Annotated in this window: 6 protein-coding genes; 3 read left to right on the top strand and 3 right to left on the bottom strand. The window is 55.8% G+C overall.

Going from position 1 to position 13,655, the window contains the following annotated elements; all coding sequences use genetic code 11:
* Positions 1–20 precede the first annotated feature (20 nt).
* Both DMB82_RS02615 and DMB82_RS02610 read left to right on the top strand, forming a co-directional pair.
* A complete protein-coding gene (locus tag DMB82_RS02615) occupies positions 21–6,374 on the top strand; it encodes a non-ribosomal peptide synthetase (protein ID WP_116164404.1) in 6,354 nt (2,117 codons plus the stop codon).
* On the top strand, positions 6,371–8,485 hold the full coding sequence (locus tag DMB82_RS02610) for an amino acid adenylation domain-containing protein (protein WP_116164406.1): 2,115 nt from the start codon (positions 6,371–6,373) through the stop codon (positions 8,483–8,485). Before DMB82_RS02615 ends, DMB82_RS02610 begins: the two co-directional genes overlap by 4 nt.
* Positions 8,486–8,913: 428 nt before the next feature.
* Here DMB82_RS02610 and groL read toward each other — a convergent pair whose 3' ends face one another.
* The 3 genes from groL to DMB82_RS02595 all read right to left on the bottom strand — a co-directional run bounded on the left by groL (position 8,914) and on the right by DMB82_RS02595 (position 11,635).
* Positions 8,914–10,560: a chaperonin GroEL gene (groL, locus tag DMB82_RS02605; RefSeq protein WP_039470609.1), complete on the bottom strand. Its 1,647-nt coding sequence runs from the start codon at positions 10,558–10,560 to the stop codon at positions 8,914–8,916.
* Positions 10,561–10,605: 45 nt separating this feature from the next.
* Positions 10,606–10,899: a co-chaperone GroES gene (locus DMB82_RS02600; protein ID WP_005971295.1), complete on the bottom strand. Its 294-nt coding sequence runs from the start codon at positions 10,897–10,899 to the stop codon at positions 10,606–10,608.
* 253 nt (positions 10,900–11,152) lie between these two features.
* Positions 11,153–11,635 carry an FxsA family protein gene (locus tag DMB82_RS02595; RefSeq protein WP_102117179.1) on the bottom strand — a complete coding sequence of 161 codons (483 nt, stop codon included), beginning with the start codon at positions 11,633–11,635 and terminating at the stop codon, positions 11,153–11,155.
* A 523-nt stretch (positions 11,636–12,158) separates the two neighbouring features.
* On the opposite strand from DMB82_RS02595, the gene aspA reads away from it, so the two are divergent.
* Positions 12,159–13,598 (top strand): aspartate ammonia-lyase, encoded by a 1,440-nt coding sequence (gene aspA / locus DMB82_RS02590; protein WP_102117178.1) that lies wholly within the window; start codon positions 12,159–12,161, stop codon positions 13,596–13,598.
* Positions 13,599–13,655 lie beyond the last annotated feature (57 nt).

Genomic DNA, 13,655 nt, shown 5'->3' with positions numbered 1-13,655 from the left:
TGCTGAGAGAGTGATAAGTCATGAAAGATATCGTAACGCTGTTAAAACAACTGGAACGGCAGGGCGTTCGTCTGGCGTTGAATGCACAGGGGCAGCTGATTTCGCAGTCCAACAAAGACGCGATCACGGCAGAGATTGGGCGCACGATTAAGGAAAACAAAGACGCCATTGTGCGCTGCCTGACGGCGCAGCAGGCGTTTGAGCGCCCCATCACGCCGCAAAATGCGACGTCTGGCCCGTTATCGTCATCGCAAAGCGGACTGTGGTTTATCGAGCAGTACGAAGAGCAATCACACCTCTACAATATGCCGGTCTATTTTCGGCTGACCGGCACGCTGGATGTGGCGGCGCTGGAGTTTGCTTTTGACGCGTTGGCGCAGCGCCATGCCAGCCTGCGCACCCGCTTTGTGGTCAATGAACAGGGCAAGGGTGAACAGCGTATCGATGCCTATCAACCGTTTGTGATACAGCATGATGACTTCTCATCGCTGCCGGAAGCCGAGCGGGAAGCGCGCTTGCAACAGCAGGTGAAAGCGGAAATCAGCCGCCCGTTCGATCTCACGGCGGGCGATCTCACCCGCGTGCGGCTGGTGAAGATGAGCGAACGGGTGCACGTTCTGCTGATCACCCAGCACCATATTATTTCCGATGGCTGGTCGGTGAAGAATATGTTTGCGGACTTCAAACCGGCTTTTCTGGCCTGTCAAAACCGCCAGCCTTACCCCGTCGAGCCGACCCAGCTTAACTATATTGACTACGCACACTGGTTCAATTCTGCCTCGTTTCTGGATTACCACAACGAGTTCAAACCGTTCTGGGTTGAGCGGCTGACGGGGATTCCCGAAGTGCACAGCCTGCCGTTGGATAAACCGCGTCCAGCACACCAGAACAGCGGCGGTGAGGTGATCTTCTCCGCGATCAACAACGATCTGTGGGATAAATTCAAGCGTCTGTGTCAGCGCTACAACACGTCTAATTTTATCGGCTTGCATGCGGTGTTTTCCCTGATGCTGGCGCGGATCAGCGGCGAGAAAGATATCGTGATTGGTTCGCCGCTGGCTTACCGCGAAAGGCCGGATATCGAAGATGTCGTCGGCTTCTTCGTTAACACCATCGTGCTGCGCACCCAGTTGCAGGACAGCCAAAGCTTTGTTGATTACCTGCAATACTGCCGCGAACAGGATCTGTCGGCCTTCGATCATCAACTCTACCGTTTTGAAGCATTAAGCGAGGCGATCGGCTCCGATCGCACCACGGCGATCAACCCGATCTTTCAGGTGATGCTGGTTTATCAGGCCAAAGTCGATTTCAACGATCTGATCCCCGGCTGTGATGCGGCGGAAGAAACCTCGCCCGTGCTGCCTGCCAAGACCGATATTTCGGTCAAGGTGACGGAGCTGATGGGCGAGGTGCGGCTGGACTGGCTGTTTGCCACCGCGCTGTTTGAGCGCCAGACGATCCAGTATTACGCCGACCGCTTTATCCGGCTGATTGAAGCCGTCGTTGAGGCCCCGGAAACCGATGTCTGGCACCTGCCGCTGATGGAAGCGGAGCGGTTTACTGCCGTGCTGGCGGAAAGTCAGCAACTGCCGCGCAGCTATCCGCAGCCGCAGCTGACGGTAACCGATGTGGTTGAAGCGATGGCACAGCGCGCTCCACAGCAGCTGGCGATTGCTTTTGATGGTGAACATCTCACTGACACACTGACGTACGCTGAACTGAACAGGCAGGCGAATCGGCTGGCGCATTGGCTGCACCGTCAGGGGCTGGGCGAACAGTCGCTGGTTGGCGTGCTGGCGAAACGCGATCGCTATTTTGTCATTGCGCTGCTGGCTGTCTGGAAAGCGGGTGCTGCCTATGTGCCCTTGGATCCTGACTATCCGCCGGAGCGGCTGCGCCACATCATTACCGATGCCAATCTTTCCGTCATTCTCGGCGGCGATGGGCAACAGTTGGCGCAGTGGTCTGCCGAACAGTGCATCGATCTGACCGATCCTGCGGTTGTCGCGCAGTGGCAGGATCTACCGGGCGATGAAGCGCCAGCCATTCCGCGCCATGCACAGCAGCTGGCACAGGTGATCTACACCTCGGGATCGACCGGTTTGCCGAAGGGCGTCATGATCGAACACGGTTCGCTGATCAATCTGCTGGACGATCACCGCGATCGCATCGGTTTCACGCCACAAAGCACCATGTTCAACTGCATGTCGCTCTCGTTTGACGCCGGTAACATGACGACGCTGCTGCCGCTGAGCAGCGGCGGCACGCTGGCGTTTGGCGAACCCAACGATCGGGCGATTGTGCAGGCCGAACAGGCGGGCGCGACGCATCTGATCTTGCCAACGGCGCTGATGTCGATTCTCGATCCACAGCAGGTTAATGGCATTCAGGCGATTGGCATGGGCGGAGAAGCCTGCCCGAACGCGGTGGTGGAAAACTGGGCCGATAAGGTGGCGCTGTACAACATGTACGGGCCGACGGAGTGTACCGTCACGGCGTTGAGTACCCGTCTGCGCAAAGGCCAGCCTGTCACTATCGGTAAACCGCTTACTCATATTCAGGCACTGATCCTGGATGCGGCGGGGCAACTGTGTCCGGCGGGCGTACCGGGAGAGCTGTGTCTTGCGGGGCTTGGGCTGGCGCGTGGCTACCTCAACCAGCCACAAATGACGGCCAGCCGCTTTGAACACATCACGCTGAATGACGTGAATAATGTCGAGCACGGCACGGCGACGCTGCGCATTTATCGCACGGGCGACAAGGCCAGACTGCTGAACAACGGCGACTATGAATACTGTGGCCGTATTGATGAGCAGATCAAGCTGCGCGGCTACCGCATTGAACCGGGTGAAATCGAGGCGCAGCTGGCGGCAGTCTGCCCGTCGCTGAAACAGGTTAAAGTCATCGTGGCGCAGGTGGGGAACCGTCCGGCGCTGGTTGCCTATGGCACGGTGAAAGCCGATAGCAGCACGCCGGAACCCGCCGCCGTGCTGATTGATGTCGCGAAGCATCTGCCCGAATACATGGTGCCGTTCCGACTGATTCTGCTAGAAGACATGCCGCTGACGCCGAACGGCAAGCTTGATACGAAACAGCTGCCGCCGGTGCTGGAAGCCAGCGAGGGGGACGGCGAAGCCGATAATCCGCTGGAAGCCGATGTGCTGGCGATTTGGCGTAGCGTGCTGAATACCCCGCTAGGCGTTGAGGATGATTTCTTCCGCTTAGGCGGTGATTCTATTCTCAGTATCCAACTGACCACCCGCCTGCGCAGCGCGGGCTATATTTGCACGGTGAAGGACGTTTTCGAAGCCAAAAGCGTGCGGCGTCTGTGCCGTGTGCTGGCGCAGAATAACCGTGACACAGGCATTGTCGCGGAGCAGGGCACGCTGGAAGGCGAATTCGCGCTGCTGCCGATTCAGCGCTGGTTTAGGGAACAGCCGCTGGCACGTCCAGAACACTGGAATCAGGCGGCGATGATCCAACTGCCGGACGTGGATACCGAACGCCTTACCACGCTGTTGCAGGCGCTGATGGCGCAGCATGACGCGCTGCGTCTGGCTTGTGATGCCGACGGGCAACGCTATCTGACGGAGGTGCCTTGCCCGGTTGTGTCGACGCTGGATTATCGCCAGCTTGGCGATGACGGCCTGCAACGGGCGTTTACCGCATTGCAGAGTGAATTTGATCCCACGCAGGGAAGGACGATGGCCGCCGCACTGGTGCGGCACCATCCGCAGGCGGACACGGCGGTGTTCCTCGCTTTCCACCATCTGGTGATTGATGCCGTATCCTGGCGCATTCTGGTCGACGATCTGGAGCGGCTGTACCTTGGTGAAGCGCTGGCGCCGAAAACGTCGAGCTATCGCCAGTGGGGCATGGCGCTGCATAACTACGCCACACAGCATGCGGATCAGTTAGCGTACTGGCAGGCGCAGGAAGACGGCGTGGATCAGGCAGCGCTGCTGGCGGCGAAAGACCCGCAGGGTCAGGCCAGCGCCGCGATTCTGACGCTAGACGCCGAAACCACGGGCCAACTGGTAAGCGAGGCCAATCGTGCCTTTAATACCGAAGTTAGCGATTTGCTGCTGGCGGCACTAACCCGCACGTTAAACGATCTCGGCTGGGGCGACAAAGCGCGCATCATGCTGGAAGGGCACGGCCGCGAAGCGATTGATCCGACGCTGGATGTCAGCCGCACGGTGGGGTGGTTTACCAGCACCTATCCGGTGTGTCTGCAAGATCGGTCCGACTGGGCTTCCCTGATTAAATCTAGCAAAGAACAGCTGCGTCAGGTGCCGGATAAAGGCGTCGGGTTTAACCCGCTGCGCTACCATCACCCGCAGGGCAATTCGCTAACGCTGTCGCCGATTGTGTTCAACTATCTCGGGCTGTCGGTTCAGGCGGCAGGCATGTGGCGTCCGGTGGACATCGCGCCGGGCTGCTGCGTATCGACGGAGAATAAACCGGCGGAGGTGATCAGTCTCCACGGTGGTATTGCAGGCGGGCAGTTAACGCTGCGTCAGGTCGGCTGCCTCAACCAGCGCGGCAGCGAACGTCTGATGGCGCGCCTGACGGAAAATCTGCGGGCGCTGACGGCAGCTTGTCTGGCACAGTTGCACCACGGCACGGCCTTTACCCCCAGCGATTTCCCGGCGGTTGCGCTGAGCCAGACGCAACTTGATAGCCTGTCAAAACGTTATGACATCGACACCTTGTTGCCGCTGTCATCGCTCCAGCAGTCGATGTTGTATCACCGTCTACGCTGTCCGCAGGATGATGCTTATCATCTGCAAACGCCGATTCGCTATGCGCAGGCGCTGGATGTGGAAGGCTATCGTCAGGCCTGGCAGCGTCAGATTCAGCGTTTCCCAGCGCTGCGTGCCGCACTGGAAAGCGAATGGGCCAGCGTGCAGGTGATTGTGAAGCAGGCAGAATTGCCTTTCTACTATCAGGATGTGGCGCAGGACGCCGATCCACTGGCGGCCATCGAGCGCTATCGCCAGCAGGATTTACGTTCAGGATTTGACTTGTCGCAGCCGCCGCTGTTGCGCATTGCCTGTTTCCGTTTGGGCGAGCGTGACTATCGAGTGCTCCTGAGCTGCCACCACAGCGTGATTGATGGGTGGAGCGGGCCACAACTGCTGGGCGCGGTACACCGCGACTATCTGCTGTTGATGCGCGGTGAAACATTTATGCACGGCGAAACATCCGCGATTCAATCGGATCGTGCTTATGTGGATCATGCGCTGCACGCCGTGGCGCAGCAGTCCGCTGTTGATGCCTTCTGGCAGCAGCGTCAGCCGCTGCTGGCGCAGACGAACGATGTGGCGATGCTGTTTGCGGCGGCGGGAAAACGCGCCGATCTCAGCCAGCATCTGACGCAGGTTGAACCGCAGGTCACAGGCGTGAGCCTGAATGAACAGGATCAGGCTGCACTCATTGTCTTTGCCCGTGAGGTGGGCGTCACACACAGCATTATTGCGCAATATGCCTGGCACCGGCTGCTGGCGCGCTCGACCGGCGATGCAGTCAGCATTGTCGGCAACGTGCTGTCGGGTAGGGAAAGTCCGATAGAAGATGTGGCGAGCAGCGTGGGTCTGTACATCAACAGCCTGCCGCTGGCGCTGAGCTGGCAGCAGCCGGTATCGCTGCAACAGCATCTGGTGCAGTTGCAGAATGAGCTGATGGCGATGAATCAGCATGCCACGCAGTCGCTGATTGCCCTGACGGCCGGACGCCCGCGTCTGTTCAACAGCCTGTTTATTTATGAAAACTATCCTGCTTATGAAAATCGGCCCAGCGCGAAAGCAGAACAAGGCCAACGTGCTGATGAGCCGCATCGGTTATCTCCCGAATTCTCCGCCGCCTATGAAAAAGTCGAGATGCCGCTGAATCTGGTGGTGCGTGAGCAGGCGGGCTGCATGCTGCTGCGCTTCGAGTTTGACGCTGATGTGTTGGACAGTGCGCAGGCGCGCCGGGTGCTGATGCGCTGGCATGACGAAGTGGTGGCGCTGATCAATAGCTCACCGCAGCAGCCAGCCGAGATGATCGGGCATGAGAAAGCGGCAGGTTCGGTGGTTGCGCAGAAAACGGTGGCAGATAGCGGTATTAGCCAGCCGGATACGCCGTCAGCCGAGTCGCTGCTGCGTGTGTGGGCGCAAACGCTACATCTCAATGAATCCGGCCTCTGGTCGCAGACGCTGTGTGAACGCGGTGTTGATTCGCTCCAGCGTATTGCGCTGGCACAGGCATTGAGCCGTGCGTTAGCACAGCCGGTGAGTGTGGCGCTTTTACAGCGCTACCCGTCACCGCAGGCGCTAAGCGGGTATCTGGCACAGTCGAGGGTTACCGCCAATGAGGAAACGCTGTCATGACAGGGAACGATGAAGCAGTGGAGAACCCGCTGGCGGATATCCAACAGCCCACGGCCTTCGGGCAGCGGGTGGGTGCCGCGCACGGTGAACAGCGGCATAGCAGTGAACTGACTAGGCATTATCCCGCGTCGTTGGTAAGCGCGGCGTGGAGTTGGCTGCTGTACAAGTACAGCGGTGAAGAACAGGTGTGTGCGGCGCTCGTCACGGGCGATCTTCCTGACAACGTGAGGCCGCTGATCGTGCATTTTCACCAGCGCGATCGTCTCGTCAGCGAGTGGATCGCCGCCGTGGGATCGTCGTGCGACCCTCAGTCTGCGTCAGAGCTTCTGGCAGCAGACATCCAGCATGCGCTGTTTAGCAGTCTGCTGATCGTGGGGGAGATAGCATCGTTGCCTGTGGCAGTACAAAAAGCGGCGCAAAACGTGGCGCTGATCGTACAGGTTCAAAACGATCGGTCAATTCTGACCGCACCTGACGGACAGTTCGATAATCGGCAGCTACAGCGCATTGCTCGCCATCTCACGCAGCTACTTGATGGCCTGCTGGCATCGCGCTGGGAACGGCTGGCGCAGATCCGCCTCAGCCCGCGGGTGGCGCCGTTACTGCACCGAGCGACGACGCTCGCGCTGCACGATGAACTGCTGGCGCGTCTTACTGAGGAAGCGCGTCAGGATCGCGTGGCGATCGTCTTTGAGGAGCGCGACATTCGCTATCGGGAACTGCTGCAACGCGTGGCGCTGATTCAACAGGCGCTGGCTGCACAGGGTGTGACTGCGGGTCAGCGCGTGGGGATGCATCTTAGTCGTCAGCCTGACACCGTGGCGGCGCTGTTGGCCTGCCTGTTTTCTCAGGTGACGTTTGTGCCGCTGGAGCCGGATTTTCCGGGGGAGCGTCTACAGGCGATTCAGCAGGAGGCGGCGTTAGCTGCGGTCTTGCAGGACGGCTACACCGGCGGTTCGCTGGCGTTTGACTGCCCGATACTGAATCTCTGCGATTTACCGTATGCCGCCAGTGATTCCACAGCGAGCGTACAGCTGGCGCGGGCCGGTGGACCGGAAACGGCGGCCTACATGATGTTTACCTCCGGTTCGACAGGGAAACCAAAAGGCGTGGTGATTGGTCAGCGGGCGCTGCAAACCTTTATTCATGCCAGCGTAGAGCGGCTGGCGTTAACGGATAACGCCAACTGGCTGCTGATTACCACGCTGGCGTTTGATATCTCCATGCTGGAAGTGTTTGCGCCGCTGTGGGTCGGTGGCGTGCAGCACCTGACCACGCACGAGGAATACAAAGATCCGCAGGCAGTCGCGGCGTATTTGCAGGCTCGGCCGGAAATCAACGTATTGCAGGCCACACCCGCTTTCTGGCGCATGATGTTCAAAGCGGGCTGGCAGGGTAAACCCGATCTGGTCGCGCTGTGCGGCGGTGAAGCGCTGGATCTGCGACTGGCACAGCGTCTGGTTAGCCGTTGCAGGACGCTGTGGAATTGCTATGGGCCAACCGAAGCGACAATTTGGTCGCAGATGGCGCAGATCGACGGGGCCGCGTTGGAGAACCAGCACACGGTCGCGCTGGGCAATACGCTGGCGGGCTATCAGCATCTGGTGATCGATGACGATCGCCATCCGTTAGAGGAAGGGATGGTCGGCGAACTGTGCATTCTCGGTGAAGCGCTGAGTAGCGGATACTGGCAGCGTGACGATCTGACGCAGGATCGTTTTATTCAGCAGGTGGAATCCGGGCAGCGAATGTATCGCACCGGCGATAAAGTCCGGCTGCTGGCGGACGATCGTTATCAGTATCTGGGTCGCTTCGACGATCAGGTAAAATTACGGGGATTTCGCATCGAATTAGGAGAGATCGAGGCGCAATTGAAACGGATCGAACAAGTGCAGGATGCAGCCGTCAAACTTCAGGGTGAAGGGGATGACGCGGTGCTGGTTGGTTACGTTGAGTATAAACCCAGCTCGGAGATGACTAAACTGGCGCTGCGCAAACAGCTGCATCAATTCTTACCGGCTTACATGGTGCCAGGGCGCATTGTGGTGCTCGACAAGCTGCCCAAAACTGGCAGCGGTAAGGTCGATCGCAAGCGCCTGACGGATGTCTGACGGTAAGTGGGGCAGCGGTGCTGCCCTTTCACCGCGTGGCGCGAACGCCGCCCAGCATGCGGCTTCGTTGATAGATTTGATAAAGACGATAGTTATGCCGCTACATCACAAGTTAAACCTCAACTTGCTTCAGCGTGAATCTTTTGGACGTTACAATAGTTATAATCGTTACTATATTTGATAAATTTCAAATAGTTATAAAAGTTAAGATATTTGTAAGTTTTAGGGGATTCTGACTTTAAAGCCATATCCAGAAGTGAGTTCTTCGCTTAGCGAAGCGCCGATGTTCCGGAGGTATTTAAAGTCCGGAACATCGGACATTTATTACATTTATGCTACTTAATGCAGGATATAGTGAACACAACCTAAGTTAGTGTTCACTATCGACGTAGCCCTCTAGGCTAGCTACCTACACGACTCTCGTCGCACTACATCATGCCGCCCATACCACCCATGCCGCCCATACCACCAGCGCCACCTAAGTCAGGTGCATCGCTTTTCGGCAGGTCGGTAACCATACATTCGGTGGTGATCATCAGACCCGCAACAGAAGCCGCGAACTGCAGCGCAGAACGGGTTACTTTGGTTGGGTCCAGGATACCGAAGTCGATCATGTTGCCGTATTCTTCCGTTGCTGCGTTGTAACCGTAGTTACCTTCGCCTGCTTTAACGCTGTTCGCAACCACAGATGGCTCTTCGCCAGCGTTGGAAACGATCTGACGCAGTGGTGCTTCCATCGCGCGCAGCGCAACTTTGATACCCACGTTTTGGTCTTCGTTTTGAGCAGTCAGAGAAGCCAGTTTAGCTGCAACGCGAACCAGCGCCACACCACCACCCGCAACCACGCCTTCTTCTACCGCGGCGCGAGTCGCAGCCAGGGCATCTTCAACGCGTGCTTTCTTCTCTTTCATTTCAACTTCAGTTGCTGCGCCAACTTTGATAACGGCTACGCCGCCAGCCAGTTTAGCCACACGCTCTTGCAGTTTTTCGCGATCGTAATCAGACGTTGCTTCTTCAACCTGCTGACGGATCTGAGCAACACGGCCCTGGATCGCCGCTTCTTCACCCGTACCATCGATGATGGTGGTGGTGTCTTTGTTGATCACAACGCGTTTTGCCTGACCCAGATCTTCCAGCGTCGCTTTTTCCAGCTCCAGACCGATCTCTTCAGAGATAACGGTACCGCCAGTCAGCGTCGCGATGTCCTGCAGCATAGCTTTACGACGGTCGCCGAAGCCTGGTGCTTTCACCGCAGCTACTTTCACGATGCCACGCATGGTGTTAACCACCAGCGTTGCCAACGCTTCGCCTTCAACATCTTCAGCAACGATAACCAGCGGTTTGCCGGCTTTCGCTACGGCTTCCAGTACTGGCAGCATTTCGCGGATGTTGGAGATTTTTTTGTCAGCCAGCAGGATGAACGGGCTTTCCAGTTCTACAGCACCGGTTTCCGGCTTGTTGATGAAGTACGGAGACAGGTAGCCACGGTCGAACTGCATACCTTCAACCACGTCCAGCTCATCTTGCAGACCGGTACCTTCTTCAACGGTGATAACACCTTCTTTACCGACTTTGTCCATGGCTTCGGCAATCATTTTGCCTACGGTTTCGTCGGAGTTAGCAGAGATGGTACCAACCTGAGCGATAGCTTTAGAGTCAGAGCACGGTACAGACAGTGCTTTCAGCTCTTCAACAGCAGCGATAACGGCTTTATCGATACCGCGCTTCAGATCCATCGGGTTCATGCCCGCTGCAACCGCTTTCAGGCCTTCAGTGATGATAGCCTGCGCCAATACGGTTGCGGTCGTGGTGCCGTCGCCTGCTGCGTCATTTGCTTTAGAGGCAACTTCTTTCACCATCTGTGCGCCCATGTTCTCGAACTTGTCTTCCAGCTCGATTTCACGCGCAACAGATACGCCGTCTTTAGTAATGGTCGGTGCACCGAAGGATTTATCCAACACGACATTACGGCCTTTCGGGCCCAGGGTAACCTTCACTGCATCAGCCAGTACATTTACGCCGCGCAGCATTTTTACGCGCGCGTCATTACCGAATTTTACGTCTTTAGCTGCCATGGTCTATTTCCCTCAAATTCTTTCAGTTCAGATGATTACGCGCAATTACGCTTCAACAATTGCCAGAATGTCGCTTTCAGACATTATCAACACTTCTTCGTTATCAATCTTCTCTGCTTTCACGCCATAGCCATCATTGAAAATAACGATGTCGCCAACTTTCACATCCAGCGGCTTCACTTCGCCATTTTCCAGGATACGTCCGTGACCTACGGCCAGAACTTCACCGCGGGTAGATTTACCAGCAGCGGAACCAGTCAGTACGATACCGCCAGCAGATTTTGACTCAACTTCTTTGCGCTTGACGATCACGCGGTCATGCAATGGACGAATATTCATTGATAGCTCTCCTTTGAGAAAGTCCATATCGGTTTAGGATAAACGCCGACTATGTTTTCATAACGATTATGTTTCATAACAATTATGCTTTTCATAATCGGCCTTGTGGTGTTCTAAATGGGGGCGTTTCACCGCCCTTCAAGGGAAAAAATTCATTTTTTTTGCGTTAGGTGTCTGCCTATCGCTGACATCCGATAAAAAATAAGGATTATCAATATGATAATCCTTATCTGCTTTTCAATTCACCTTGGCGTTAACGGTCGTCACTATCGTCTCGGTGTTCAATATTTCCGCGCCCGCCATCCTTGCGCTGGTATTCACCTTCAAAGGTGTTACCGCCGGAAGACGATGCACCTGGGCCTGCTCCAGGACCAGAACGCCAGACGTGCAGGTGAGGCATCAGTTTGAGCGTCAGCCTTTTCTGCACCGGCGGTAGCAGCAACAGCAGCCCCAGAAAGTCAGTCAGGAAGCCCGGAATCAGGAGCAGGAAGCCCGCCAGCACCAGTGAAACGCTTTTTACCATCTCGGCCGCTGGGCTTTCACCAGCCGCCATTTTCTGCTGCATCTGCACCAGCGTTTTCATCCCCTGATTGCGCACCAGCGAGACGCCCACGCAGGAGGTGAAGACGACCAGCAGCAACGTCATGGCGACGCCAAGCACCTCAGCCACCTGAATAAACAGCGATATCTCGATGTAAGCCAAAAGAAAAATAAATAATAACGGTAACCAGCGCACCCGGTACTCCTGTGTGTTTTACGCGTACTGTTTTAATAAAAACGTCTGTTAATAAGAACGTGTTAAGCCATCGCTATTGAAAACCCAGTACGCTTTACTCCCCATCGGATTTACTACCAATGGGTTAGGTAAAATACGCGTCTGCTCTGCGCTCCGGCACATCATGATTTACTGAAATGGGTACGGCTTTGCGCATTTTCAAGCCGCCGCCCTACGATTATTGTTCTAAAATAGTGACGCGTGACTACAGTCACAGTTCATTTACCGTCGTGGTAGAGAACGCCAGTATAGTGATCTAAACACCTGTTTTTCGCTGTCGTAACGACATATCCTCACGGCAATGGATTCCTGGTTGGTCAAACATCCCGAGACTATTGTCGCGATAAGACGGTTTATCCGAGATCACATTGTTTTTAAAGATAATGGTTTTTAAAGATAATGGTTTTTCGAGATAACGCCGCCCGACACACCAGCCCACAACGTCTAATTGCATCACTAGTCGCACAACAGGATAGGCACGCTCATGTCAGAAAACATCCGTATTGAAGAAGACCTGTTAGGCACTCGAGAAGTTCCCGCAGACGCGTATTATGGTGTTCACACGCTGCGCGCTGTCGAAAACTTCTATATCAGTAACAATAAAATCAGTGATATACCCGAGTTCGTGCGCGGTATGGTCATGGTGAAGAAAGCCGCAGCGCTGGCGAACAGAGAGCTGCAAACTATCCCGAAAAAAATCGCCGACGTCATCATCCGCGCCTGCGATGAAGTGCTGAATAACGGCAAATGCATGGATCAGTTCCCAGTCGATGTCTATCAAGGGGGCGCTGGCACGTCGGTTAACATGAATACCAACGAAGTATTAGCCAATATTGGCCTGGAGTTAATGGGCCACCAGAAAGGTGAATACCAGTATCTAAACCCTAACGATCACCTGAATAAATGCCAGTCCACCAATGATGCCTACCCCACCGGATTTCGTATCGCGGTCTACGCGGCCGTACTGAAACTGACGGAGGCGATAGCGAAGTTGAGTGAGGGTTTCGAGCGCAAAGCCAAAGAGTTTGAAGACGTGCTGAAAATGGGCCGCACCCAGTTGCAGGACGCCGTACCGATGACGCTCGGCCAAGAATTTCATGCATTTAACGTGTTGTTGCAGGAAGAAATCAAAAACCTGCTGCGCACGTCGGAGCTGCTGCTTGAGGTCAATCTGGGCGCGACCGCAATCGGTACGCGCCTGAATACGCCGGACGGCTACCAGCAACTGGCGGTACAGCGTCTGGCGGAAGTCAGCGGCCTGCCGTGTGTGCCAGCGGAAGATTTGATCGAAGCCACGTCAGACTGTGGTGCTTATGTGATGGTACACAGTTCGCTGAAGCGTCTGGCCGTGAAGCTGTCGAAGATCTGTAATGACCTGCGTCTGCTTTCTTCCGGCCCGCGCGCTGGCCTGAATGAAATCAACCTGCCGGAGTTGCAGGCAGGTTCTTCAATCATGCCAGCCAAGGTTAACCCAGTGGTGCCGGAAGTTGTCAATCAGGTGTGTTTCAAGGTCATCGGTAACGATACCTGCGTCACGATGGCGTCAGAGGCTGGGCAATTACAGTTAAACGTAATGGAACCGGTTATCGGTCAGGCGATGTTTGAATCGACCCACATCCTGACCAATGCCTGCTACAACCTGCTGGAAAAATGCGTCAACGGCATCACCGCCAATAAGAGCGTGTGCGAAGCCTATGTCTTCAACTCCATCGGGATTGTGACGTACCTGAACCCGTTCATCGGCCACCACAACGGCGATATCGTCGGCAGAATCTGTGCAGAAACGGGGAAAAGCGTGCGTGAAGTTGTCCTGGAGCGCGGCCTACTTACGGAAGCCGAGCTGGATGACATTTTCTCCATCCAGAACCTGATGCATCCGGCGTACAAAGCTAAACGCTACACCGATGAAAACGAGCTTCCCTAACACCAACACCTAATACCAACAGGCACGTCCGTTCACGAAGAACAGCGTGCCTTTATT

The organism is Pectobacterium aquaticum (genome assembly GCF_003382565.3).
Taxonomy (GTDB): Bacteria; Pseudomonadota; Gammaproteobacteria; order Enterobacterales; family Enterobacteriaceae; genus Pectobacterium; species Pectobacterium aquaticum.
The sequence above is the reverse complement of the archived record's forward strand: the minus strand, read 5'-3'. Positions and strand labels throughout refer to the sequence as shown.